The organism is Gluconobacter sphaericus, assembly GCF_016757795.1.
Taxonomy (GTDB): domain Bacteria; phylum Pseudomonadota; class Alphaproteobacteria; order Acetobacterales; family Acetobacteraceae; genus Gluconobacter; species Gluconobacter sphaericus.
On sequence record NZ_CP068419.1, the window covers coordinates 2492655 to 2516477 of the forward strand.

A 23823-nucleotide genomic window follows, 5' to 3' on the forward strand; every position below is an offset into this window, starting at 1 on the left:
GTGGGAGTCCTGCTTTTTTTATCGGGAACGGGGCGTGATCAGTATGGTCCGGGACCATATCCCGGAGCTACGGTACCTGGCGGGGGCGGCGGGGGTGCTACGGGAACGCCCGGCTGCATCACTCCGCTGTTGGCCGTTACGACGCCGGCGATGAGGCCGGTTGCCAGGGCCGTCAGCAGGAACTGGTTGCCGTAGCGCATCCAGTAATAGCCGCGCGGCGGAGCATAAAGGCCACGATAACTGCGCCAGTTGTTCACGGCCCAGCGGTCATCACGCGGACCGTCATAACGGTCGCCACGACGCCAGATGCGGTTTTGTCCGCCGCCATGGCCAACACCACGGAAATCTCCATGACGGCTGCCTGGGCCACCCGGGCCACCGCCACGCGGATCAGCAGAGGCGAGAGGAGTCGCGGCGAGGAAGCAGGTCGCCATCAGTCCCGCAAAGAGTCTTGTCTTCATAACGCACCTTCAAACCCAGTCATGATCTCCCGGGTGAAATGGCCGGGGCATGCTCTGAGCTATCATAAAGCCCTTCAAGCATGGCTGGAATATGGCTTCTGGACCGGGCGATATGACGGCCCGGAAGAGCTCAGGCTTTTTTTGTATGATGAAAAGGCGGGAGGGTCTTCATCGGGTTTCTGTGTGATACAATGTGCGCTTATGTTCGTTTTCTCACATTCGCTGTCCGGACCGCACCATGTCTCATGAGACCCTTCAGACAAGCCCTCGACAGGAGCAGATCGTGCGTCTGGTTCGTAGCCAGGGTTACATGGCCAATGAGGACATGGCCCAGCATTTCGGTGTGGCGGTCCAGACCATTCGCCGGGATGTGACCTATCTCGCCGGGTTGGGTCTTCTGTCCCGGCATCATGGCGGTGCGACACCGGTTTCGACGGTTGAGAACCTGGATTATGACGCGCGTCAGATTCTGAATTCTGCGTCAAAGACCGCGATCGGGCGTTATGCTGCTGCCCTGATTCCAGACCGGTCTTCGCTGTTCATCAATATTGGCACTACGACGGAAGCCTTCGCCCGCGCGCTGACAAATCATAGAGATCTGCGGATTGTGACGAACAATCTGCATGTCGCATCACTGGTTTCGGGGCGGGCAGATTTTCATACCGTTCTTGCCGGTGGGCAGTTGCGACCACGGGACGGGGCCATTCTTGGGGCGACCGCCATTGAGACGCTTTCGTCGTTTCGCACGGAATTCGGCGTGATCGGGATCAGCGGAATCGAGGAAGGCGGAACTCTGCTGGATTTCGATTTGAGCGAGATCCAGTGCGCGCGGACCATCATCCGGCATTCGCGCCGCGTCCTGCTTTTGGCCGATCACACCAAGTTCAGTCGCCGCCCGATGGGGAGGGTTGGTAATCTTGAGGATATTGACGACCTGATTACCGACCGGCCGGTCTCCGAGGCGTTTCAGCGCTATCTGGACGCGGCAGGTGTCACGCTCCATGTGGCTGAAAATAACGTCTAATTCCTTTTAGCTCCACACTATTGCGTTACGAATCACATAAAATACTTTCTTTATCGTTCAACATGCTCCAAAACGAACATCGACCGCTCGTTTTGGAGCGTGATGACAGGAGAGTGTGATGTCATCGATTCACGAGGTTTCATCCCCAGCCGGCGCATCCGCGTCTTACGACCTGCTGGTTGTGGGCGGCGGGATCAACGGCTGTGGAATTGCGAGGGATGCCGCGGGCAGGGGGGCAAGTGTGCTTCTCGTCGAGCAGGATGACCTTGCCAGCCATACGTCCTCCGCAAGCACCAAGCTGATTCACGGTGGCCTGCGTTATCTCGAATATTATGAATTCCGGCTGGTCCGTGAGGCGCTGATGGAGCGCGAGCGTCTGCTGAAGATCGCACCGCACATCATCTGGCCGATGCGCTTTGTGCTGCCGCATTCCAAGATGCTGCGGCCGGCCTGGCTGCTGCGGACGGGATTGTTCCTGTACGATCATCTGTGCCCGAACATGACGTTGCCGCGAACGAAGGCGCTGAACCTGCGAACGGCTCTCGCAGGGAAGTCGTTGCGTTCGGAATATGTGCGTGGGTTCGAATATTCGGATGGCTGGGTGCAGGACAGCCGGCTCGTGGTTCTCAATGCCATGGACGCCGTGCGCGTTGGCGCGAAGATCGAAACGCGGACGCGTCTCGTCAAAGCTGTGCGTGGACCGCAGGGTTGGACCGCCACGCTTGAAAACACCCGCACGGGTGAGCAGAGCACGGTTCAGGCCAAGGTTCTCGTTAATGCGGCAGGTCCGTGGGTTGCGGAACTGTTGAAGGATCGCCTGAATGTGCCGAGCCGCAATCGCGTGCGTCTGGTCAAGGGCAGCCACATCGTGGTTCCGCGCGTTTTCGAAGGTTCGCAGGCTTACATTTTCCAGAACCCGGACAAGCGGATCGTCTTTGCCATCCCTTACGAACAGGATTTTACCCTGATTGGCACCACGGATGTTCCGTGGGAGCAGGATCCGGGTCATGTCGAGATCTCGCCTGACGAAATTACCTATCTTTGCGAGAGCGTGAATCGCTATTTCACGAAGACTGTCCGTCCTGAAGATGTCGTTTGGACGTATGCGGGCGTACGTCCGCTTTATGATGACAATTCGGGCAATGCTTCGGCTGTCACACGCGATTACGTCCTGGATGTGGATGCGACTGCCGCGCCGATCCTGTCGGTCTTTGGTGGAAAGATCACAACCTTCCGCAAGCTGGCCGAACACGCCGTTGAGAAGCTCGCGCCCCATCTTCCGGTCCTACGCAATCCGGGCTGGACGGACGGCACACCGCTTCCGGGCGGCGAGTTCGCGCCGAAGGATTTCGACGCCCAGCTCAGCCGTTTCCGGGCTCACGCGCCGCATCTGTCCGAACGCACGTCCTGGCGCCTGATGCGCAATTACGGCCTGCGCGCCTATATTATCGCTACGTCCACGCCTGAAGAGATGGGGCAGATGTTCGGCGACACGCTCAGTGCCCGTGAAGTGGACTATCTCATCGGCAACGAATGGGCCCGTACTGCCGAGGACATCCTGTGGCGCCGCTCGCGGCTTGGTCTGTTTGTTAGTGATGCCGATCGCGCAGCCCTTCAGACCTATATCGACGGTCGTCTGAAGGGGGATGTTACCTCTCTTTCCAACCCAGGTCAGGTTGCACGTCAGAACGTCGCCTGAGTCTTATCGCTTCCTTTTTCATGGCGGATGCCAGTCATGTCAGAAAACAGGCGTTACCTTGGTGAACTCCTTTCGGAGTTCTTCGCCGTCGCAATCATCATCCTCTTCGGAGATGGGGTTGCGGCAATGTATTCGCTCTACGATCCCAGTCCGTACAAATCGGCCTACTGGGGCGTGTGCATTGTCTGGGGTCTGGGCGTGACGGTGGCGATCTATGCCACCGGCGCGATCAGCGGTACTCATGCAAACCCGGCGGTCACCCTTTCGCTAGCCATGTTCCGTGGTTTCTCGTGGAAGAAAGTGATTCCTTACATGAGCGCTCAAGTGCTCGGTGGATTTGCTGGTGCGGCGCTGGTGTACTCGCTTTACGTGCCGATTATCGACCACTTCAACATAACGCATAACCTGACGCGCGCCGTCGATGGTGGCTCGGCTGGCGTATTCTTCACTCATCCGGGTGATTTCGTGACGGTGGCGCATGCGTTCTGGGACGAACTGGTTCTGACAGCAGCTTTGGTCTTCGGGATCTTCGCGATTACCTGCCAGTATAACACGCAGGCGCCACAGGCGAACTCCAGCGCGCTGATCATTGGTCTTCTGGTCGCGATTATCGGTGCGTCCTGTGGCTATCTGGATGCGTGGGCCATCAATCCGGCCCGTGATTTCGGCCCGCGTCTGTTCTGCTTCTTCGCGGGCTGGGGACAGAGCGCACTGCCGGCTCCGGGCAACTATTTCTGGGTTCCTGTCGTGGCGCCGCTGGTCGGCGGTCCGATCGGGGCGGCCCTTTACCAGTTCGGCCTGCGTCCCTTTATGCCGCGTTATCTGGAACAGACCATCACCGTAGCGCCCGACGGGGTCAATCCCGCCGAGCCGGTCCTGGTCGTGTCCAACCCGGACGACCCCGCGTTTCCCGTCGTTAACCGGGTCTCCTGAAATCCGTCTGAAACCCTTCGAACTTCCAAGACCTTTCGCCGGAGAACACATCATGAGCAAGAAAGACTGCATCCTCGCCATTGATCAGGGCACGACCTCGACCCGCAGCATTGTCTTCGGAAAGGATGCGCAGGCTCTGGCCATTTCCCGCCGCGAATTCCCGCAGTATTATCCCGAGCTAGGCTGGGTTGAGCACGATGTCGAGGACATCTGGCGTGATGTGCTCGCCACCGCGCGCGAGGCGATCGATGAGGTCGGGGGTGTGGAGCGCATCGCGGCTCTTGGCATCACCAATCAGCGCGAAACCATCGTGATCTGGGACCGCGAGACGGGTCGTGCCATCCATCGCGCGCTCGTCTGGCAGGACCGTCGCACGGCTAATGAATGCAACCTCTTGCGCCAGCAGGGCAAGGAAGCCATGGTCCGTGAAAAGACGGGCTTGCTGCTGGACCCCTATTTTTCGGCGAGCAAAATTGCCTGGCTGCTCGATCATGTCCCCGATGCCCGTCGTCGCGCGGAGGCGGGCGAACTGGCGGCTGGCACGATTGACAGCTTCCTGCTGTGGCGCCTGAGCGGCGGCAAGCGCCATGCGACGGACATCACCAATGCCTGCCGCACGTCGCTGTTCAACATCCACACGCAGGAATGGGACGAGGAGCTTCTGAAGCTCTTCAATGTGCCGCGCGCCCTTCTGCCGGAAGTCTGCGACAACAGCAGTGATTTCGGTGAGACGGAAGCCAAGCTGTTCGGCGAGAAGATCGCCATCGGCGGCATGGCGGGCGATCAGCACGCCGCCGTCATTGGGCAGGCCTGCTTCCAGGAGGGGATGGCCAAGGCGACTTACGGGACGGGCTGCTTCATGCTGCTCAACACCGGCGAGAAGCCGATCACGTCCAACAACCGTCTGCTGACCACGATTGCCTATCGCATTGGTGGTAAGACCTTCTACGCGTTGGAAGGTTCCATCTTCGTGGCAGGCGCCGGCATCAAGTGGCTGCGTGATGGGTTGAAACTGATCACCCACGCTTCCCAGACCGACGATATGGCAACCCGCATCCCGGATAGCCATGGCGTTTACATGGTGCCCGCTTTCGTCGGCCTCGGCGCTCCGCATTGGGACCCGGATTCACGTGGCTTGATCTGTGGTCTGACGCTTGGTTCTACGCAGGCGCATATCGCGCGTGCAATGCTGGAATCTGTAGCTTACCAGACCTATGATCTGATCCGTGCCATGCGTGAGGACGGTGCCATGCGCACCAGTATCCTGCGCATCGACGGGGGCATGGCTGTCAATGACTGGTTCGCCCAGTTCTTGTCCTCCATGCTGAAGGCCGAGGTCGAACGTCCGGTCAATATTGAGACTACGGCCCTTGGCGCGGCTTTCCTGGCGGGCTTGCAGGTCGGACTGTGGAAGAGCTTGGACGAGGTTGCAGCCACCTGGAAGCAGGAGCGTGTCTTCGCACCGAAGATGGACCCGGCACAGCGTCGGATCATGATTGACGGCTGGCACGATGCCGTCCGTCGCACGCTGACGACCAGCGCGCCGGTTGCGCACTCTAGCGCGGAAATGACAGCCAGCCAGGCGGCTTGAACGTTAAATAGAAGCGTTAACTTTACAAAAAAAACCGGCACCAGAACAGGTGCCGGTTTTTTTGTCGTCCTTGCCTCAGGCCGTGAAGAACTGGCTGAAACCCATTCCACGCAGGGCTCGGCGATAGGCGATAGAACTGCGATCCGCCATGACATGCGCTTCCAGTGTCGGGTCGAGCGGAAGGTTTTCGGGCTTCTGCGCCTCAACCAAGGCACGGTCTTCCTCAAAGACCTTTCGGTTGAAATCATAGACCGCCTGAATCGGGATATATTTGTCGAAGTTCCGGCAGATCGGCGAAAACATGCGTGTCATCCGTGCGGAAACGGGTGAGGCGGCATTCATGATGACCAGCCGTCCATCATTCGGAAAATGGATTTCCAGCGTTGCCACGAAAGGTACGTGGATGCGGAAATGCCGTAGCCACTCAAAGCCCGGTTTTTCCCAGTCCTCATGCCCGACCGGGAAATTGCTGACTGTGCTGCGATATTCCGCCTCGAACCCGTCTTTTGTCATTCTGGGCATATAGGAGGGAACGACGGGGTTATCGGGATCGGCGAAGGTCTCGGTATGGACGAAGGCGAAATGCGCCACGTCGATGAAGCCTTCGACCTGCCGTCCCGCAAAACCCGCGATATCGATCCAGGGACAGGTGATCTGCTGAAAATCTGCTTCGTCCCAATGGGGCATTGGCGGGATCGTCACGACCCCGTCGGAATTCAGACATGTCCAGATCAGCCCGTACCGCTCGACGGCCGGATAGGTCCGCAGATTCAGTTTGGAAGGAATTGCACTGTCAGGATGGGCGGGTACGCGCACGCATTTTCCGCCATCACCGAAGCGGAAGCCGTGATAGGCGCAAGCAATCGTCTCGCCATTACCCGTGCCCATGCTGAGCGGGACGCCACGATGCGGGCATAGGTCATCGGCAATTACGATCCTCCCACCTGTGCGATAAAGCACAAGAGGTACGTCAAGAAGCGTCACGCCCAATGGTTTTTCTTCAAGTTCGCGCACCAGTGCGACCGGATGCCAACAGCGGCAGAGAAGATCCCAGTCCGCCGCTTCGAACGTGCAGTTTCGGGGCAGGGGCACGGTGGCGGTCTGTGAGATCATGGGAAGCTCCGGAACATGAGAAGACATCATTCATGATCGGAACGTTCGCGGATATATCAAATTACATGATCATTCGTTCGCAAAAAGAGATCTCTTGAGTGAAGTGAGGTGCTTTTTATGGAGTTCGGACTTTGATCTTGTGGAAGGTGGCAGTATCCTGCCTGTCAGTCCGGAAAATGAACGAATGCGACTGGCGTGTTTGTCTCATCCTTCGCCGGCAAACAGGAAGTATGTCCGCATGACCGTCTCGCAGCAGTCCAGCCCTTTTTTCCAGCAGCTGCGTCAGATCAACGGAGATCGGGGATTTTTTGCAAATCTGGGCGGTTTCTTCTGCGTCAGCTGTATGATGGGGCTGGGCAACCTGTTCAGCCAGTCTCTGTTTCATGAAAACATGGCATGGCTTCTAGAGCCTCTGATGATCATGATCGCACTGTATTTCTTCCTGCCGTATTTTATTCTGCTGCTGACGAACAAACGCTCCAGCGGGGGCTGATCCTAGACAGTTCGACCTCCGCTTTTCTGCCGCGCGAAACAGGCAGGCATCAGTGCTTCGTATGCTCATTAAGGTTTTGCTGACATAGTTCACGAAGCTCACGACTTCTTCGTTACCCAGACGCTGCACATCTGACGTGCTGCTGAAGGCCGGCATACGGGCATGGCCATCCGCCGTTTTGAGGTTTACGCCGTTCAGGATCGGCATGATCAGACGGAGGGTTCGAAGAACCGTTAGTTGATGTGCCCTGTTCTGCTTTTGGGAATTCTGCTTTCCGTAGCTCGGGTAAGCGGGGTGGGAGTGTTCCCGGAACATGGGAATATGTGCGGGCACGACGACGTGGTCTGTGCCGCAGAATGCCTTGTGATGCTCTTGAAACGATGAGAAGCTGTGGCAGCATCACTTTCAGAGTTGGACAGTCAGGTTTCCATGCAATTTCGTCTTCTTTGTGCGTCCCTGATCGGGGCCGGCTCTCTTGTCTTTTCTTCCAGCGCATTTGCGTGGGGGCCTTACGGTCATGCGATCGTGGCAGATATCGCGCAGGAGCGTCTGACGCCACAGGCCCAGAAGGCCGTCACGGCCCTGCTGGCACTTGAGAACCATCAGACCCTTGATCAGGTCGCCTCCTGGCCGGATACGATCGGTCATGTGCCCAAGAAAAAGGGTGGTCTGCCTGAGACGCTGAAATGGCATTACGTCGATATCGACGTGTCCCATCCGGCTTATGATCAGGCCCGCGACTGCCCCGACCATGCCTGCGTCGTCGAGAAGCTGCCCGAGGAGACCAAAATCCTCGCTGACACGCATGCTTCGGCTCAGGACCGGCTGGTTGCCCTTAAATGGGTGGTGCATCTGATGGGCGATATCCACCAGCCGCTGCACGCTGCCGAGCGTAACAAGGATATGGGTGGGAACGCCATCCGCCTGACTTATTTCGGCGACAACGCCAACGGCCACATGAACCTGCATTCCCTGTGGGACGAGGGGGTAATGGACCATGAGGCGGACCTGCATGTTGGCCCGTTCTACAGCATCGACGCCGTCCGTGCGAAGAAGGAAGCAGACCGTCTTGGCGCCCTGATTACACCGGATGAGACGAAATACTGGGTGCAGGATCTGGACGGGGGCGATGTTTACAACGCAACGGTTGACTGGGCCGACGAGAGCCACTCCCTCGCTCGCAGTGTGGCCTATGGCGCACTTCCAGCGAACAAGGGTGCCGATATCGGCAAGGACTACACCGCGCTGACCTGGCCGATCATCGAGTTGCGACTGGAACAGGCCGGTGTGCGTCTGGCAGCCGTTCTCAACACCGCCCTGAACGGCGGCTGAGAACGGTGTTTGTATGGATGGATGTCAGGATTTCTGCGCCCATCCACCGCCCAGCGCCCGGTACAGATGGACTACGGAAACAGATACGCCGGCGCTGGATTCAGCCAGCGCGCTACGGCTCGCAAGAAGGGCGTTCTGCGTTGTCAGGACGTTGAGGAAGTCTCCAGAACCCTGACTGTACTGAAGCTGCGCAATATGGACGGCGGTCTCGTCTTCCGAAACCGTTTCTTCCAGCCGCTTCCGACGCTCTTGTGCGGCACTCAGATCCGCCATGGAATCATCAACTTCCTCCCAGGCTTTCAGAAGCGTGCGCTGTAACGCAATCGCCGCTTCCTTCTGCTGGGCCCGGCGCAGATGAAGCTGTCCGGTCAGGCGTCCACCTTCGAACAGTGGCAGCGTCATTGTCGGGCCGAACCCGTACTGACGGGATGCCCATGAGCCTAAGCCGCTGAACTGTAATGCCTGAATATCGAGACTGCCCGAGAGTGTTACGCGCGGGAAAAAGTCTGCAATCGCCACGCCGATGCTGGCCGTCGCGGCATGGAGGTGATCCTCGGCGGCTCGCACATCCGGACGGCGCTCAGCCAGTTCGGAGGGCAGGCCAACCGGAATGATATCGGGAACGGGCGGGATCGTCTGTGTCGATCCAAGCCTTTCCTTCAGCGCGCCCGGCTCCCGCGCCGTCAGGAAGCTCAAGGCGTTCACAAGATGCACTTCCTGACTTTTGAGGACTGGAAGTCGTGCCTCAAAGCCATGCATCTGCCCACGGGAATAGGCGACGTCGAGTTTCGTTGCTGTACCTTGTGCGAAGCGCAGTTCCGTCAGTTTTACGCTATGCTGTGCAATGGCGATGCTCTGCTGCGTGATGCCGATCTGCGTCTGGATATTGCGCAGGCTCAGATAATCCTGAGCGGTTTCCGCCATCAGAGAGACAAGTACGTCGCGACGTAGTTCTTCTGTTTCCTGCATGGCTGCGGTAGCCGCTTCGATCTGCCGCCGGACATGCCCCCAGAAATCGACCTCCCAGGACGCACTCAGCCCGTATTGTGGCAGATTGAAAGACGGGTTGCCCTGCGTGCCATTCATTGCCGCCGGTCCAAAGCCCTGTTGACCGCTGGCAACCTCGCCGGCGCCGGCCTGTTGCATGGTGCCCAGCAGGCCGAGAATACCATTCGTGCTGGCCCGCTCACGGGCGTAGGATGCAGCGCCTTCCATATGCGGCATCTGGGCGGCACTGGCGATCTTTCGTTCAGCCTGGCTTTCCGTGAAATGCAGGGCAGCCTCGCGAAGGTCGAGGTTGTTGCGCGCCACATCCTCTTCAAGTGCCGTCAGCGTTGGGTCACGATAGATCCGCCACCACTGAGCCTCAATGACGGAGGTTTCCTGTGGATGGCTCGCAGCAGGTGCGAGGCTCTGGTGCCAATGGACCGGTGCATGCGGGTCGGGACGATGATAGTCCGGACCGACTGTGCAGGCGGACAGCGCGGTGAGTGCCAACAGAAGGCAGCGGGAGGGTTGGAACATGAAAGATCTCATTTCCAGAGGTACCGCTCGTCATGGGCATGAATGCCTTCAGGCGTCGAGGAAGTGTCGATCTGCGCTTCAACGGACATGCCGACGCGTACCTTTTCTGCCAGAGGCTGGCCGGGATCGAAGGTCAGCTTAACCGGAACGCGCTGCACGACTTTGGTGAAGTTACCCGTTGCATTGTCAGGCTGGATCGCGGCGAAAGCTACACCCGTCGCCGGGGCTAGACTGTCTACATGCGCCTTGAGCGGATGGCCGGGGAAAGTATCAACCCAGATTGTGGCACTCTGACCGGTCTGAACCTTCGTCAGTTGGGTTTCCTGAAAATTCGCCAGCACATAAGCCTTGCGCACCGGCACGACTGCAAGCAGTCCTGTACCCGGATGAACATACGCACCAACGCGCACGCCACGCTCGCCGACTACGCCGTCCACGGGGGCAGGGATGGTGCAGTAGGACAGGTTCAGTTCGGCCTGATGCTCGGAACTCTGCGCTTTTAGCAATGCGCCCTGTGCTTTTTCGAGCTGCGCCTTCAGCACCGCGACCTGCTGTTCGGCCGTGCTGGTTTCAGCCTTGTCGCGGGCCAGGGCGGCGACGGCCTCAAGCTGCCGTGCTTCCGCACCCTGCTGCTGCTCGATCGTACTGGCTCCGCCAGCGGAGAGATTGCGATACCGTGCCGCATTCTGCCGGGCGAAAACCAGCGCGGCCTCGTCGGACTGCACGGTATATTTCGCCGCATCGACGATGGAGCCCTGACGGTCCAGCAAAGCCTGAAGGTTGTCCACATCGCCTTGCGCTGCAGCGGTATCGCCCTGGGCTTCTCTTAAAGCCGCTCGGTAATCGTCATCTTCGATATGGGCGAGTTCTTCCCCGGCATGGACGTATTCATTGTCCTCGGCCAGCACGCGGTCGATACGCCCGGAAACTTTCGGAGCTACTGTCGTGAAATCTGCCGTGACGTAGGCGTCGTTGGTCTCCTGACGGATACCGTCGCCCACGAAGAAACGGTCTGCCGTCCAGGCCAGGCCTGTCAGGACAACGACCGCACATCCGGCCAAAAGAAGGGGTTTTCCGTAAATCATATTGAGGCAGGTCCGTCAGTGTGCGGTGGCTGGAAGGGAGGAAGGGTCGGGTTCGCGGGCTGCGGCAGGCATGGCCGGAGCTGGTCCCTTGCCGGGCGGATAAACCCGTTTCGGCAGCACGGTCGTTAGTGCGACATAGGCAATGCTGAGGCACATCACGACGAAATAGATGTCCACCAGTGCCAGCGTGATCGACTGTTCGTGCAGATAAGTGTGGAAGATCTCGAGTGTATTACGTGCTACATGATCGCTATCGGGCGAGCTGTTGCTGATTGCTGCGTGGATCGGATTGCCCATGCCCGACAGTGCGGTGGCGTTGTTGCCTGCCCGGTCCAGCAGCATTGTGGAATGATACTGTTCCCGGCGACGGAGCAGGATTTCGAAAATGGCGGCTGCGAGTGCATTGGCCATGCCCTTGAGCATGTTGACCATGCCTGAGATGAACGGGCCGTCCGCTGGCCCCAGAGACATGGTGGCCAACATGAGCACTGGGATCACGACCATTGGCTGACCGAGGATCTGAAGCGCCTGAAGGAGATAAAAGTTATCCCGTACCCAGTCTGGTGTCAGCCAGGTTCCAAGGAACGCTGCCAGCGCCAGACACGACATGCCGAACGCCAACACATACCGACAGTCCACCCGCGCGGAGTTGCAGAGCGCAGCCGTCAGCGGCAGCACGATGAGCTGGGGCAGGGCAACCGTCAGCGCGACTGGAGCTGCCTGAATGGGTCGATATCCCCGTACGGCTTCCAGATACGTCATCGGCACTTCCAACATCAGTCCGCAGATTACCAGCACGCCAACGAGTGTTAGAAGCGCCATCGTGATGTTGCGGTTCTTCCAGTACTGAAGCCGGAAGAATGGGCTGTGATGGTGCCATTCATGGAACAGGAACCCCACGAACAGTGCGCCGCCCCAGAATGTCAGATGGGAGATGATCGGCGAACGGAACCAGTCCAGCCGGTCTCCTTGATAGAGCACGGTCACCACACACAGGATGGACGGCACACCAATGAAAAAGCCGCGCCAGTTGAAATTTTTGAACCGTTCGAGATGCACCGGATCGCGTGGCAGTCCGTAGGCCATCATGGCGATGGCGATGATGCTGAAGGGAATGACCTCCCAGTACAGCCAGCGCCAGCCTACATGCTCGAACCACATTGCCTCGAGTGGGCCACCCAGATTGGGGCCGAAGGTCGCGCTCATCGCATAGCCACCAATGCCAAACACCTTGACGGGTGGCGGCAGGTATTTGAGCATGACCGTCATCAGGACCGGTGGCAAACACCCAGCGCTCAGCCCCTGCGCCGCACGAAGGAAGCACAGCGAGACCATATCCGGCATAAAGGGCAGCGGAATTGACAGAATGGCGAGGACAGCCGTCATGAAGATCGAGAAGCGGTAGATCGAGAACGTCATGTAGAACCAGGGCGTGAACGCCATGGCCGCGATGTTGAAGGCTTCATAGATCGAGGTGAACCAGGTCCCCTCGTCATGCCCTATATGCATCGCACCACGGATATCGGCGAGGCCGATTTCCGTGATGTGCTCATTGAAGCCGGCCACATGCACGGCCAGAAGCATTCCCAGACAGCCGACAATGGTCCGCATGCCGAAGGGCGGGATATAGGAGGGCTGCGCGGGCGGTGCACCTGCTGGAGGCGAATCTGCTGGTTGCATGGGGTCTCTTTCGTTTCGGCATAGCCACTATCCGGGGTGCGCTGGTCCGAAAACCCACGTTTGTGGTAAGTGACGTTTCCATTTTTCGTAAGGGTTGAGGAAATCCTTTCCATTTTCACGAGAAGGCGTGAAAATATGCTCGCAAACCGCAGAAAACGGAGGATAATTTGGCAAAGCGGACCGACGGCCACAGACGCTACGATCTCGATCTTCTGCGGTATCTTCAGGTTCTCGTGGAGGAAGAGAGCGTCTCAAAAGCCGCGCTGCGCATGAAGGTGAGTGACGCCGCCATGAGCCGCCATCTCGCAACGCTACGGACTGTTTTCGGGGATCCGATTTTGGTCCTGTCAGGCCGACGCATGATGGCCACGACTTTCGCCAACCGGATCCGCGATAGAGTTCAGAGTATCGTGCGCGACGCTGATGCGCTGGTGAATGACAGCGAAACGCTGAACCTGCGGCACCTCTCACCCCGTTTCACGATCCGCGCCAATGATCTTGTCGTCAGTGCGTTCGGGCATATCATCCTGATGGCCCTCAAGCAGGAATGTCCAAATTGTAGCGTTGTGTTCGCTCCCGAAACGGAAGAGACGGCCAGTGAGGCTCTGCGGAACAGCCAGATTGATCTCTATGTTGGCGCCACGGACGACCTGCGTCCTGAAATCATGCGCCAGACGCTGTTCCTGACGTCATTTCGCGCGATAGTTCGTGAAGGGCACCCTATCTTCGCGCGAGGTATTACACCGCAGACGCTAGTCGATTACGATCATATCAGTGTCTCCCGCAAAGGCCGATCCTATGGCCCGATCGACACTATTCTCAAGGAACGCTATGGCCTGACCCGCCCTATCGCGATGGTCGTGCCGACCTACCATTCCATGATCGATACCATGCGCGAGACGGATATGATCCTTCCCTTGCCCGACATAGTGATTGACCGCCTTCCACTTTCCCAGATCCAGCTTGAGGCTTTCGATTTCCCGTTCGAACTGCCGCCTGTTACGTCTTTTCAGGCTTGGCATCCCCGCGTGGATACAGACGGAGTGCACCGCTGGTTGCGCGATACGGTCTTTCAGGTCATTCGCCGCGAACTTGTCCGCTTTCGTGGAGAAGGCAGCCTCATCCTAAAGAGTTCTTGAGTAAGGATCCGGGAATTGCGTTCATAGATTTTCCGCAAGCGGTCTGAGGCTGGCCTGAAGACGCGGGACGACGAAATCCAGAAAGGCCCGGATACGTTGGGGCACCTGCTTTCCGCCCTGGTAGAGCGCATGAATCTCTTCCTCGTCCCGCGTGCCGCTTTCGGCAAGAATTTCTACAAGACGTCCCGCGGCCAGATCCTCGCGCACATGATATTCTGCAAGGCGCGCCAGCCCGGCCCCACGGATCGCGGCCCAGCGGACGGTTTCGCCATTATTGGCTAGCAAGGGGCCCTGGACGAGCCGATCCACGATCCTGCCCCGCTCCCGAAGAGGCCAGACTGGAGCTGCCCGGCGAAAATTAAAGCCCAGACAGCGATGATGCTCCAGATCGTCCACCGTTTCAGGCCGTCCGAACCGCTCCAGATAATTCGGTGCGCCGACGATCAGCCGCGGCACGCTTCCCAGATAGCGGGCCGTCAGGCTGGAATCCTGCAGTTTTCCAACACGGAAGGCGACATCTGTCCGGTCCAGATACAGGTCCGTCATTTCATCGGAGAGCGACAGATCGACCACGATATCCGGATAGGCCTCCCAGAATGCGGGGAGAAGCGGCTCCAGTACCAGCGTTCCGAATGCCACGGACGCATTGATCCGCACTGTTCCTGTGAGCTGGACGGTTTTCTTGGACAGGAACCCTTCCATGTCATCCAGCTCTGCGATCAGGGCTTGTGCACGGTCGTAATAGGCCAGACCTTCGGGCGTGACTGACAGTCTGCGGGTCGAGCGCTCTACGAGCCGGACCCCCAGACGGTTCTCCATCCGCCCGATCAGTTTGCTGACGGTGGACGGTGTGGTCATGGAAAGGCGTGCGGCCTCGGAAAAGCTGCCGCTCTCCACAACGCGGAGAAAGATTTTCATCTCCCCGAAACGGTTATCCATCTGTCTTCCGATCTATGAAACTGTTTCACAGGTTTTGTGGAGATCGAAACAATTATCAAGGGAGACTTATCGGTTCATCGTAGCCTTTAAACACTCCCATCCCCGATACCTGACAAAACGGATACGCGATCATGACGAAAATTCTGCTCCTTAACGGCGGTAAGGTCTTCGCCCATTCCCACGGCCGGCTGAATGACACGCTTCAGGCACTGGCAGCGGACATTCTGTCTAAAAACGGCCATGAGGTCCGTCAGACGAAGATTGATGATGGCTATGACGTGGAGCAGGAAGTTGAGAGCTTCATTTGGGCCGATCTGATCATTTATCAGTGCCCGGGCTGGTGGATGGGGCTGCCTTGGATCGTCAAGAAATACATCGATGAAGTCATGACGGCTGGTCACGGCAAACTTTATGCCAATGATGGCCGCAGCAGGGCCCATCCGGAGCGGAAATATGGTTCGGGCGGTCTGGTACAGGGCAAGCGTTATATGCTGTCAACGACCTGGAATGCCCCGGCAGACGCCTTCACGGACCCGAGCCAGTTCTTTGAAGGGCGTGGTATCGACGGGGTGTATTTCCCGTTCCATAAAGCCCATGAGTTCCTGGGCATGTCCGCGCTGCCGACCTTCCTCGCAACGGACGTGATAAAGGCGCCAAATGTGGAGGCAACACTCGCCGCCTACCGCCAGCATCTGCAGGACGTTATCGGTAGGGCGTCCTGACTGGAACGGGGGCCGCCTGCGCCGCCCCCGTCTTTATTTAGAGGCTCATCTGTAGAACGCGGCTACTGACGTCCGGCGTAATGTCGGCATGTTCACCCAGTGCGGTCATACCATGGGCTTCAAGCTGCCCGATCAGCGGCTCGATGGCGTCCTCGCCAATATTGTACGCTGACAGGCGCGTGGGGATGTCCATACTTTCGAAAAATTCTTCCGTCCGTACGATGGCCGCTTCGATCCGCTCGTCTTCCGTGCCTTCGTGCAGGTTCCATACGCGGGCTGCGTACTGAAGCAGCTTGCCGCGCTTGGCTTCTTGTCGCACGCGAAGCATGGAAGGCAGAACAATCGCAAGCGTTCTGGCATGGTCGATGTCATAGCGGGCCGTTAGTTCATGACCGATGCTGTGCGTGGACCAGTCCTGCGGCATGCCGACGCCGATGATTCCGTTGAGTGCCAGTGTGGCGATCCACATAAAATTGGCGCGGAGTGAATAGTTTTCAGGCTCCTTCAGCACTTTCGGCCCGATTTCGATCAGGCTGAGTAGAAGTCCTTCGGCAAATCGGTCCTGCGCCAGTCCGTCTGCGGGATAGGTCAGGTACTGTTCCATGATGTGAACGAAGGAATCTACAACGCCATTTGCAACCTGCCGGACGGGCAGGGAATAGGTGCGTGTCGGATCCAGAACCGAGAAGCGCGGGAAGACATGCGGGCTACCGAACGCTAGCTTCTCGCGCGTGGACTGACGGGTAATGACGCTGAAGCTGTTCATTTCCGAACCCGTCGCCGGTAGCGTCAGAACGGTGCCCAAAGGCATCGCTGCTTTGACGTTCGCGCCATGTGTCGTGAGGATGCTCCATGGATCACCCTCGAAATCCACGGCGGCGGCCACGAACTTGGTGCCGTCGATCACGGAGCCGCCGCCGACAGCCAGCAGGAAGTCCAGTTTTTCCTCCCGGATGAGTTCTACGGCCTTCATTAGGGTTTCGAATGTCGGGTTGGCTTCGATACCGCCGAATTCCCGTGTGAAACGGCCTTCAAGCGCTTTGCGGACGGTCGGAAGTGTTCCGTTGCGTTCTGCGCTCGCTCCGCCGAACAGGATCAGAACGCGTGCTTCGGCGGGGATATGATCGGCCAATTTCGGGATCGTGTTCTCGCCGAAAATGATGCGTGTGGGATTGTAGAATTCAAAATTCTGCATGGGTCCTGTCTTCAGAGGAATTTTCTGATTGAGCCGTCATCGACGTGGGGTCTGTGGCCCGCAAGATCAAGATGCCGCTGCGTTGTCCTGCTTTGAGATATCCTGCCGTTTTTCTGCCGTTTGGCACAGACGGGAAGATGCTCTGGTTGCCGGTGAGAGCATTGTAAGCGCTGCGTCGGGGTGCAATCTCAGGGGGGCGGGTGAGCAACCCTGGCGAAACCGCAGGGGCAATCCGCCCGTTAAAATACTACGCAGGCTCAGGTCATGCAGAGTGAGAAAATGGGGGTGCCGCGATGTATATTGCCATAAACCGCTTCAAGGTCCGACCGGACAGCGAAGAGGCTTTTCGCAAAAAATGGATGGATCGTGATGTTCTGCTCAGAACCGTACCCGGATTTGTAAGTTTCCAGCTCCTTCGCGGGCTAGCGATGGAAGATTACGTTCTTTATGTCTCGCATACCGTCTGGGCGTCTTATGATGCTTTCATTGGCTGGACCCGATCGGAAGAGTTCCGGGCCGCGCATGCTGGTGCCGGGCAGGGAGCGGTGCTGACGCTGGGGCCACCCGTATTCGAGGGCTTTCAGGTCTTGCAGAATATTCAGGTTTGAACTTCTGCTCGTGAAGCATTGGGAAATGCCTGCTCGGGGCACGTCAACTTGACGAACCTGTCATAACGGTTTGTGAATAGAACGGGCGTGGGGGCGGACGTGAAATGCTTTTCGGTCAGCTTTATGCAGATCCGGCCGTGTCCCGCGTCCGGTATGAAAGACCTAGGACAGGAAGAACAATGACGGCATCTCTCCGTTGCGAAGTGGCAGCGCTCCTCGACAGTCTTGGCGTGTCGCCTGATCTGTATACGGGAGGCAGTCTGGCGGTGAAGTCTCCGCTGACGGGAGAGGTGATTGCCGAGGTTGCGGAAATCAGCGCAGAGCAGGCGACGAAGACGATCGCCAGTTCACTTGACGCGTTCAAAGCCTGGTGCAGGGTTCCGGCACCGCGTCGCGGTGAACTTGTGCGCCTGCTGGGTGAGGAGCTTCGAGCCAGCAAGGAGGCGCTCGGGCGTCTGGTGACCCTGGAAGTGGGCAAAGTACCGTCCGAAGGTCTGGGCGAAGTGCAGGAAATGATCGACATCTGCGACTTTGCGGTCGGTCTGTCCCGTCAGCTTTACGGCCTGACGATCCAGTCTGAACGTCCGGATCATCGCCTGACGGAGCAATGGCATCCTTCGGGGCCGGTGGGGATTATCTCTGCGTTCAACTTTCCGGTGGCCGTCTGGTCCTGGAATGCCGCGCTGGCGCTGGTCTGCGGTGACAGCGTAATCTGGAAGCCTTCGGAAAAGACCCCGTTGACAGCACTGGCTACGCAGGCTCTGTTCCTGAAAGCTGCAGCCCGTTTTGGTAGTGACGCACCGGCCGCGCTCAGCACACTTCTGCTCGGGGGCCGCGAGATCGGCGAACTGATGGTGGCAGACCGTAGTGTTCCCATTATCTCGGCGACGGGTTCGACCCGGATGGGCCGGGATGTCGGTGAGCGGGTGGCGCGGCGTTTCGGGCGCTCCATTCTGGAACTTGGAGGGAACAATGCGTCGATCGTCACGCCTTCCGCCGATCTGGATCTGACGCTGCGGGCCGTTGCTTTCGGTGCCATGGGAACCGCTGGCCAGCGCTGCACGACGCTGCGTCGTCTGTTCGTGCATGCTAGCGTCTACGACATGCTGGTTCCGAAGCTGGTGAATGTCTACAAGGCGATTTCGGTTGGCAATCCGGTCGAAGGGGACGCGCTCGTTGGACCGCTGATCGATGCGGCTTCCTTCAGGATGATGCAGGCCAGCCTGAAAGCTGCCGTGGACGCAGGCGGCACGGTTCACGGTGGAACGCGCGTCGATGTGAACGGTGAGGCGTCGTTCTATGTCCGTCCGGCGTTGGTTGAGATGCCATCGCAGACGGGGCCGGTTCTGGAAGAAACCTTCGCGCCGATCCTTTATGTTATGAAATATGACACGCTTGACGAAGCCATCGCGCTTCAGAATGACGTGCTGCAGGGCCTGTCGTCTTCGATCTTTGCCACAGATATCCGTGAGGTCGAGCAGTTCCTGTCTGCGCAGGGCTCCGACTGCGGTATTGCGAATGTTAATATGGGGCCGTCCGGCGCGGAAATCGGTGGTGCCTTCGGGGGAGAGAAGGAAACCGGCGGCGGGCGTGAGTCCGGTTCTGATGCGTGGAAGGCCTATATGCGCCGGCAGACCAATGCTATCAATTATGGTCGTACTCTACCGCTTGCGCAGGGTGTGAAGTTCGATGTGGATGGCGGTTCGGCGGACGCCTGATCACGGATTTTCAGAGGGGCGGGGCGCAGGCCTTGTCCCTTGGTCCGGTGTGGGTGGGGCCTGCTTTTCCTCGCTGGCATGCGTGATGCTGAGCCGGTCATGAGTCGGCGACCAGGGGAGAGCTTTTTCCTCGACATAGCCCGGCGGGGGTTTGAAATCCTCAAGCCAGAGCCTACCCTTCATGGGGTTGATCAGGACGTTGAAATGCTTGAGGACGTCCATTCCCAGAATATTGAATTCCGCATCCGGGACGACATCCAGTGTGATGTCATGCAGCGTGTGTGAACCGAGTTGCAGCGTGTTGAAATGATGCCTGTGCCCGAGCAGGACCTCTCCTGCGCCGACACGGATCTCGTCATCCTGAGCGAGCATGCGGTGTGAAATACCTATCTTTCGCGCTACCCATTGCTGGATGATGGAGCGGTTGGCGCTGGTATTGATCTGCATGTCCACCTTGTGCCCGTCCAGCACAGCCGTCATCTGATTGAGCTGGGGAGACTCATCATCGAACGAAACAAGGGGAATGAAGGGCCCCGGATCTTTCATGAGCGTTCCGATATCAGGGCAATCTGGTGCTGTGTCGTAAGTAAAGATAGCCATTTTCTGGGAGTAACGGTCGATCAGGACATGGTAGTTCCCGAGAATGTCCCACCCGATATCCACCATCAGGAGCAGCCCGTCCGGTGCTTTCGGGGGGCGTTCGCCGACTAGAAGGGCAGTCATGTCCTTGAGGACAGCCTGTCCGATCTGAAGGCTGTGGACGGTAGTGGAATAGTTCCCGCCCGTTCCCGTGACGGAAATGGTCCTGATGGGGTCTTCCTGGTAAAAATCAAAACCCTTCGCGTCCCAGACACTCGTGCGGGTGGTGAAGGTCGAGAAAAAGGCGCCGACGTCATGGTCATTCACTTTGACATGAATCACAGGCGCACCGGCGGGATTTAGGAAAGGCAAGACTTCGCTCGTCATGACGCAGTCATGAATGGATCTGGCCTGGGCGGACGGAATGAAGGTGAGCAGAGCGAAAAAGGCAGAGGAAACATTCCGCCTGAAAGACAGTCTGCCCATCACTGATCCTAACTCAAGGGCGAGGTAATCCTGCCAGAACCTTGTCCCGTTTCTCCGCAGAAGCCAAATACTTTCACGGGGATGTAGCGCTTTTAGGTTATCTGGTGAATGCTCTGACGAAGGCGTTTTGCTGTTTGACTTCGACAGGGAGTCTCGTGTCGGTGAGGGCTTTGCCCTGCCATCCGGCGCCGAGTGCGATGTACAGCGCGACTGCGTTTCGGACGCGGGCGAGACGGCCGACGACGGCCTGATCCTGTGCGGACAGGGCGGTCTGTTCGGTTGTCAGTACGTTCAGGTATCCGGTCAGACCGGCAGTAAAGAGCTTTTGCGCGCGGTCGCGGGCCAGACCAGCATCGACGGAGGCCTGGTTCAGTTCTTCGACCAGCTCGGCATTATGTCGCCAGTCGCCCATCGCGTCCTCGACATCCGCAAACGCCTTGAGAACCGTCTTGCGATAGTTCAGACGGCTGCCCTCGGCCTCGGCGCGGGCCTGCGCAATGGCGGCGGTGTAGCGGCCGCCATGAATGACTGGCAGCGTTGCCATCATCATGAAGCTCCACGCCATGCCACCCGCCTGAAACGCCTGATAGGCGGCCGACGCGTTCGGGTTGAAGGTCAGCGGGATCATGAATTTCGGATAGAGGTTCGACACCGCAATGCCCACGCGCGCCGTATCGGCGGCGTATTCGGCCTCGGCCACGCGGATGTCGGGCCGGTTGGCGAGCACGATCGAGGGCAGGCTGTCGGGGAAGCGCGGCAGATCGGGGATCGGACGGCGCTTTTCCAGCTCTTCCTCAAGCTGCCCCGGCATGTCGCCGACGAGAATGGCGATGGCGTGCATCAGCCGCTCTTCCTGCTCATGCAACGGGGCCAGACGGGCGCGTTCGAGATGTTCTTCAGTCTGGGCCTGCGCCACGGCCAGCGTGTTACCCAGACCATGCGTGTAGAGTTTTTCGGTGAGCTCGCGCGAGCGTACGGCTACGTCGATGGCGCGCTCGGTGACGCCCAGACGTTCCTGCACGGAGCGTAGTGTCACGTAATCCGTCGCCATCTCGGCCAGCAGCGCGAGGAGGACCGCGCGACGGTTCTCGATCGATTCCTCGACGATCCGCTTGCGCTCTTCCACCTGCCGGGAAATATGCCCGAACAGATCGACTTCCCAGCTCGCCCGCGCGCCATAGGTCAGAACCGAAGCGTCCGGGCGGTTGGCCGGATTGCCCGGCCGCAGCGGCCAGTTGTCCACGTTGACGGAATAGCGATCATCGCCACCACCCATTGCCGCATCCAACTGAGGATACCAGGCCGACTGGGCCTGACGGCGAACAGCGCGCTCGGCGACGATGTGCTGCGATGCGATCTGCAGGTCGTAATTGCCCCTGATCGCCTGCTCCACCAGTTCGTTGAGCATGGGGTCGTGGAACTGCGACCACCAGTCCTTCATGTCGGCAGCCGACTGCGCCAGCGCATCGGCGGTGGCAGGATGAGGCTGCTCGACAAAGGCATCGGGCACCTTGATCCGGTCCGGCTTGAAGTTCGGCCCCACCGTGCACGCCGTCAGTGACAGGCAGGTGCTCAGGGCCAGAGCCACGCTGCGAAGGGCTACGGCCCGGGTGAAAGGCCGCGCGAGCGATCGGGAAAGGGGGATGCGTGACATGTCAGAGGTGGTTCTGCAGCCAGGTGGTCAGACGTCCGCGCGCACCCGGCGTCTCACGCCCGATCGTCACGGTGGCCGTCATGCCAGCCGCCAGCGTAATGTCCGGCGGCACGTTATCGAACTCCAGACGCACCGGAATACGCTGCGCCAGGCGCACCCAGGTGAAGATCGGGTTGACGTCCGGCAGGCCCAGCTTGTCGGACACGCCGTTCTGGTCATTGATGCCGCGGCCGATGCTGACGACATGCGCCATAAGGATCTGTTTGTAGCCCATCAGCTTGATCCGGGCCTCATCACCCACACGCACGCCGTGCATCTTGGTTTCTTCGAAATAGCCGTTGATCCAGAAGCTGTGCGCATCGATCACCGCCAGCCCCGACACACCGGCATGGGCATAGTCACCCACCCGCAGGTTGAGGTTGGTGATGTAGCCATCCACCGGTGAATAAACCGTCGAGCGCTGGAGGTTCAGCAGCGCGGTGTTCAGTTCGGCCTTGGCCGCGTTGACCTTGGCGCGCTGGGTTTCAACATTGGAGTTGAAGTCTTCCTGCTCTTCCGCCGAGACGATGCCACCCAGCCCCATGCGACGTTTGGCGTCGGACGTGCGGAGCTTCAGGTCTTCCTCGGCACCCGCCACCCGGGCGCGGGCGGCGTCGATGTCGAGGCGGAAGCGTACCGGATCAAGCACGAAAAGCGGATCGCCCTTGTGGACGAACTGGTTGTCCACGACCGGCACGGCCACAACCGTACCCGAAACTTCAGGCGCGGCATCCACGACGTAAACACGCACGCGGCCGTCACGGGTCCAGGGAGCGAGGACATAGATGTCCCACATCGTCCGCCCCAGGCCGATGGCCAGCGCCAGGACGATCAGGGTCAGCAGGACACGGATCACACTACGGGTCCAGTTCATCGCTGACCCTCCCTAGACGTAAAGGATGAGCAGACAGAGAACACAGACATAAAGCGCTATTTCAAAGAGAGCGACGTGCCAGAACCATCCGAGCGCACCAGTGCGCCACAGGATGCTTCGAAGCAGTAACGTCACAAAGACCGCCGCTACGGCGTAAATGGAAAGCGGTGCAACAAAAACGCCAAACAGGTTAACTTCAGCCAGCATCAGGTACCGACCCCACCGTCAACCACCAGACCGTCACCCGCCTGACTGTAAGACAATTCGTACACAACGCTCCTCGCTCAGCAACATCAACTCCCTTCATTGCATGAAGGACAGTCGGTCGGTGATTTGGATCAAAAACTGAACCTCCTGACGAAAATGTCAACAGGATCTGTTTTCAATTGTGATGGTGTCATATAATCTATTGCTATGTCAATAGATGAGGTGTCAGCAGAAATGGCTGTCCACTACAATTCGTCCATTCTTCGGGACAGCAGTTTTCATGACATGGGGCTGACCTTTCATGTTCTGCGACTGTCGAGCCTGTGGCGGGCGCAGCTGGACCGTCTCCTGCGGCCCGAAGGCATGACGCTCGCGACCATGCGGCCCATGGCGTACCTGATGGTGATGGGAAACGGGATGAAGCAGAGCGATCTGGCGTCCGTCATGGGCGTAGACAGCTCGGCGCTCGTGCGGGTTCTGGATCATCTGGGGCGGGAAGGGCTGATCTCGCGGAAACCCGATCCGCAGGACCGTCGCTCCAACCTTCTGGTTCTTACGGAGGCCGGGTGCGAGCGGTGCCGTCAGTTCCACCGCATCGCAGCGGATCTGGAAGCCCGTCTGACCGAGGGCCTGCCTTCGGATGCTGTGGCGATGATTCGCAGCCAGCTTGGCACGATGGAAGGGAAATTTTCCCTCTCCGGTTTTTCTTTCCCCTGATTTCCCGGGCC

Annotated in this window: 22 protein-coding genes; 11 read left to right on the forward strand and 11 right to left on the reverse strand. The window is 58.7% G+C overall.

The features are described from left to right. Positions 1-38: 38 nt before the first annotated feature. Positions 39-461, reverse strand: coding sequence for an RcnB family protein (locus tag IGS75_RS11800; RefSeq protein WP_202256938.1), 423 nt, complete (start codon positions 459-461; stop codon positions 39-41). A gap of 238 nt (positions 462-699) precedes the next feature. On the opposite strand from IGS75_RS11800, the gene IGS75_RS11805 reads away from it, so the two are divergent. The 4 genes from IGS75_RS11805 to glpK all read left to right on the forward strand — a co-directional run bounded on the left by IGS75_RS11805 (position 700) and on the right by glpK (position 5708). Further along, positions 700-1485, forward strand: a complete 786-nt coding sequence (locus IGS75_RS11805) for a DeoR/GlpR family DNA-binding transcription regulator (RefSeq protein ID WP_202256939.1) — start codon at positions 700-702, stop codon at positions 1483-1485. Between the two features lie 118 nt (positions 1486-1603). Then, a complete protein-coding gene (gene glpD / locus IGS75_RS11810; RefSeq protein ID WP_202256940.1) occupies positions 1604-3184 on the forward strand; it encodes a glycerol-3-phosphate dehydrogenase in 1581 nt (526 codons plus the stop codon). Positions 3185-3220: 36 nt separating this feature from the next. Continuing rightward, positions 3221-4117, forward strand: a complete 897-nt coding sequence (locus IGS75_RS11815) for an MIP/aquaporin family protein (protein ID WP_202256941.1) — start codon at positions 3221-3223, stop codon at positions 4115-4117. A gap of 52 nt (positions 4118-4169) precedes the next feature. Next, positions 4170-5708 carry a glycerol kinase GlpK gene (gene glpK / locus IGS75_RS11820; RefSeq protein ID WP_202256942.1) on the forward strand — a complete coding sequence of 513 codons (1539 nt, stop codon included), beginning with the start codon at positions 4170-4172 and terminating at the stop codon, positions 5706-5708. Positions 5709-5783: 75 nt separating this feature from the next. Here the strand turns inward: glpK and IGS75_RS11825 are convergent, their stop codons facing one another. Continuing rightward, a complete protein-coding gene (locus tag IGS75_RS11825) occupies positions 5784-6821 on the reverse strand; it encodes a Rieske 2Fe-2S domain-containing protein (RefSeq protein WP_202256943.1) in 1038 nt (345 codons plus the stop codon). A 238-nt stretch (positions 6822-7059) separates the two neighbouring features. Between IGS75_RS11825 and IGS75_RS11830 the strand changes: the two genes are divergently transcribed. After that, complete coding sequence (locus IGS75_RS11830) at positions 7060-7314, forward strand: hypothetical protein (RefSeq protein ID WP_202256944.1); 255 nt, start codon at positions 7060-7062, stop codon at positions 7312-7314. 429 nt (positions 7315-7743) lie between these two features. Beyond that, the gene (locus IGS75_RS11835; protein WP_202256945.1) at positions 7744-8646 is read left to right on the forward strand and encodes a S1/P1 nuclease; all 903 of its coding nucleotides are present in this window, start codon (positions 7744-7746) and stop codon (positions 8644-8646) included. A gap of 24 nt (positions 8647-8670) precedes the next feature. Here the strand turns inward: IGS75_RS11835 and IGS75_RS11840 are convergent, their stop codons facing one another. Genes IGS75_RS11840 through IGS75_RS11850 form a run of 3 tightly spaced genes read right to left on the reverse strand, consistent with a single transcriptional unit; the run spans position 8671 to position 12935 of the window. After that, positions 8671-10170 carry an efflux transporter outer membrane subunit gene (locus tag IGS75_RS11840; protein ID WP_237468793.1) on the reverse strand — a complete coding sequence of 500 codons (1500 nt, stop codon included), beginning with the start codon at positions 10168-10170 and terminating at the stop codon, positions 8671-8673. Between the two features lie 8 nt (positions 10171-10178). Then, positions 10179-11255, reverse strand: coding sequence for an HlyD family secretion protein (locus IGS75_RS11845; protein ID WP_202256947.1), 1077 nt, complete (start codon positions 11253-11255; stop codon positions 10179-10181). Positions 11256-11270: 15 nt separating this feature from the next. Then, positions 11271-12935: an MFS transporter gene (locus IGS75_RS11850; RefSeq protein WP_202256948.1), complete on the reverse strand. Its 1665-nt coding sequence runs from the start codon at positions 12933-12935 to the stop codon at positions 11271-11273. A 167-nt stretch (positions 12936-13102) separates the two neighbouring features. Here IGS75_RS11850 and IGS75_RS11855 point away from each other — a divergent pair, with 167 nt between their 5' ends. After that, on the forward strand, positions 13103-14074 hold the full coding sequence (locus tag IGS75_RS11855; RefSeq protein ID WP_202256949.1) for a LysR substrate-binding domain-containing protein: 972 nt from the start codon (positions 13103-13105) through the stop codon (positions 14072-14074). 21 nt (positions 14075-14095) lie between these two features. On the opposite strand, the gene IGS75_RS11860 is transcribed toward IGS75_RS11855, so the two are convergent. Further along, entirely contained in the window at positions 14096-15013 is a 918-nt protein-coding gene (locus IGS75_RS11860; protein ID WP_202256950.1) for a LysR family transcriptional regulator, read from the reverse strand. Between the two features lie 131 nt (positions 15014-15144). On the opposite strand from IGS75_RS11860, the gene IGS75_RS11865 reads away from it, so the two are divergent. Continuing rightward, positions 15145-15735, forward strand: a complete 591-nt coding sequence (locus IGS75_RS11865; RefSeq protein ID WP_202256951.1) for an NAD(P)H-dependent oxidoreductase — start codon at positions 15145-15147, stop codon at positions 15733-15735. A 37-nt stretch (positions 15736-15772) separates the two neighbouring features. Here IGS75_RS11865 and IGS75_RS11870 read toward each other — a convergent pair whose 3' ends face one another. Continuing rightward, a complete protein-coding gene (locus IGS75_RS11870; protein WP_202256952.1) occupies positions 15773-16930 on the reverse strand; it encodes an iron-containing alcohol dehydrogenase in 1158 nt (385 codons plus the stop codon). Between the two features lie 293 nt (positions 16931-17223). Between IGS75_RS11870 and IGS75_RS11875 the strand changes: the two genes are divergently transcribed. Next, positions 17224-17538 carry an antibiotic biosynthesis monooxygenase family protein gene (locus IGS75_RS11875; RefSeq protein WP_202256953.1) on the forward strand — a complete coding sequence of 105 codons (315 nt, stop codon included), beginning with the start codon at positions 17224-17226 and terminating at the stop codon, positions 17536-17538. A 179-nt stretch (positions 17539-17717) separates the two neighbouring features. After that, positions 17718-19256 carry an L-piperidine-6-carboxylate dehydrogenase gene (gene amaB / locus IGS75_RS11880; RefSeq protein WP_202256954.1) on the forward strand — a complete coding sequence of 513 codons (1539 nt, stop codon included), beginning with the start codon at positions 17718-17720 and terminating at the stop codon, positions 19254-19256. On the opposite strand, the gene IGS75_RS11885 is transcribed toward amaB, so the two are convergent. From IGS75_RS11885 to IGS75_RS11900, 4 genes are all read right to left on the reverse strand, one after another. Continuing rightward, the gene (locus tag IGS75_RS11885) at positions 19257-20222 is read right to left on the reverse strand and encodes a retroviral-like aspartic protease family protein (protein WP_167495558.1); all 966 of its coding nucleotides are present in this window, start codon (positions 20220-20222) and stop codon (positions 19257-19259) included. 196 nt (positions 20223-20418) lie between these two features. Then, the gene (locus IGS75_RS11890) at positions 20419-21975 is read right to left on the reverse strand and encodes an efflux transporter outer membrane subunit (protein WP_202256955.1); all 1557 of its coding nucleotides are present in this window, start codon (positions 21973-21975) and stop codon (positions 20419-20421) included. Between the two features lies 1 nt (position 21976). Further along, positions 21977-22888, reverse strand: a complete 912-nt coding sequence (locus IGS75_RS11895; protein WP_141354650.1) for a biotin/lipoyl-binding protein — start codon at positions 22886-22888, stop codon at positions 21977-21979. A 12-nt stretch (positions 22889-22900) separates the two neighbouring features. Then, positions 22901-23095, reverse strand: coding sequence for a DUF1656 domain-containing protein (locus IGS75_RS11900; protein ID WP_062499659.1), 195 nt, complete (start codon positions 23093-23095; stop codon positions 22901-22903). Positions 23096-23329: 234 nt separating this feature from the next. On the opposite strand from IGS75_RS11900, the gene IGS75_RS11905 reads away from it, so the two are divergent. Beyond that, entirely contained in the window at positions 23330-23812 is a 483-nt protein-coding gene (locus IGS75_RS11905) for a MarR family winged helix-turn-helix transcriptional regulator (protein WP_141353822.1), read from the forward strand. Positions 23813-23823 lie beyond the last annotated feature (11 nt).

Bases quoted from the DNA above. Each gene is read 5' to 3' on its own strand.
- IGS75_RS11865 (WP_202256951.1), top strand. From the start codon at position 15,145: ATGACGAAAATTCTGCTCCTTAACGGCGGTAAGGTCTTCGCCCATTCC.
- IGS75_RS11895 (WP_141354650.1), bottom strand. From the start codon at position 22,888: ATGAACTGGACCCGTAGTGTGATCCGTGTCCTGCTGACCCTGATCGTC.
- IGS75_RS11905 (WP_141353822.1), top strand. From the start codon at position 23,330: ATGGCTGTCCACTACAATTCGTCCATTCTTCGGGACAGCAGTTTTCAT.
- glpD (WP_202256940.1), top strand. From the start codon at position 1,604: ATGTCATCGATTCACGAGGTTTCATCCCCAGCCGGCGCATCCGCGTCT.
- IGS75_RS11900 (WP_062499659.1), bottom strand. From the start codon at position 23,095: ATGCTGGCTGAAGTTAACCTGTTTGGCGTTTTTGTTGCACCGCTTTCC.
- amaB (WP_202256954.1), top strand. From the start codon at position 17,718: ATGACGGCATCTCTCCGTTGCGAAGTGGCAGCGCTCCTCGACAGTCTT.
- IGS75_RS11805 (WP_202256939.1), top strand. From the start codon at position 700: ATGTCTCATGAGACCCTTCAGACAAGCCCTCGACAGGAGCAGATCGTG.
- IGS75_RS11835 (WP_202256945.1), top strand. From the start codon at position 7,744: ATGCAATTTCGTCTTCTTTGTGCGTCCCTGATCGGGGCCGGCTCTCTT.
- IGS75_RS11860 (WP_202256950.1), bottom strand. From the start codon at position 15,013: ATGGATAACCGTTTCGGGGAGATGAAAATCTTTCTCCGCGTTGTGGAG.
- IGS75_RS11815 (WP_202256941.1), top strand. From the start codon at position 3,221: ATGTCAGAAAACAGGCGTTACCTTGGTGAACTCCTTTCGGAGTTCTTC.
- IGS75_RS11890 (WP_202256955.1), bottom strand. From the start codon at position 21,975: ATGTCACGCATCCCCCTTTCCCGATCGCTCGCGCGGCCTTTCACCCGG.
- IGS75_RS11830 (WP_202256944.1), top strand. From the start codon at position 7,060: ATGACCGTCTCGCAGCAGTCCAGCCCTTTTTTCCAGCAGCTGCGTCAG.
- IGS75_RS11850 (WP_202256948.1), bottom strand. From the start codon at position 12,935: ATGCAACCAGCAGATTCGCCTCCAGCAGGTGCACCGCCCGCGCAGCCC.
- IGS75_RS11870 (WP_202256952.1), bottom strand. From the start codon at position 16,930: ATGCAGAATTTTGAATTCTACAATCCCACACGCATCATTTTCGGCGAG.
- IGS75_RS11875 (WP_202256953.1), top strand. From the start codon at position 17,224: ATGTATATTGCCATAAACCGCTTCAAGGTCCGACCGGACAGCGAAGAG.
- IGS75_RS11800 (WP_202256938.1), bottom strand. From the start codon at position 461: ATGAAGACAAGACTCTTTGCGGGACTGATGGCGACCTGCTTCCTCGCC.
- IGS75_RS11825 (WP_202256943.1), bottom strand. From the start codon at position 6,821: ATGATCTCACAGACCGCCACCGTGCCCCTGCCCCGAAACTGCACGTTC.
- IGS75_RS11840 (WP_237468793.1), bottom strand. From the start codon at position 10,170: ATGTTCCAACCCTCCCGCTGCCTTCTGTTGGCACTCACCGCGCTGTCC.
- IGS75_RS11885 (WP_167495558.1), bottom strand. From the start codon at position 20,222: ATGACGAGCGAAGTCTTGCCTTTCCTAAATCCCGCCGGTGCGCCTGTG.
- IGS75_RS11845 (WP_202256947.1), bottom strand. From the start codon at position 11,255: ATGATTTACGGAAAACCCCTTCTTTTGGCCGGATGTGCGGTCGTTGTC.
- glpK (WP_202256942.1), top strand. From the start codon at position 4,170: ATGAGCAAGAAAGACTGCATCCTCGCCATTGATCAGGGCACGACCTCG.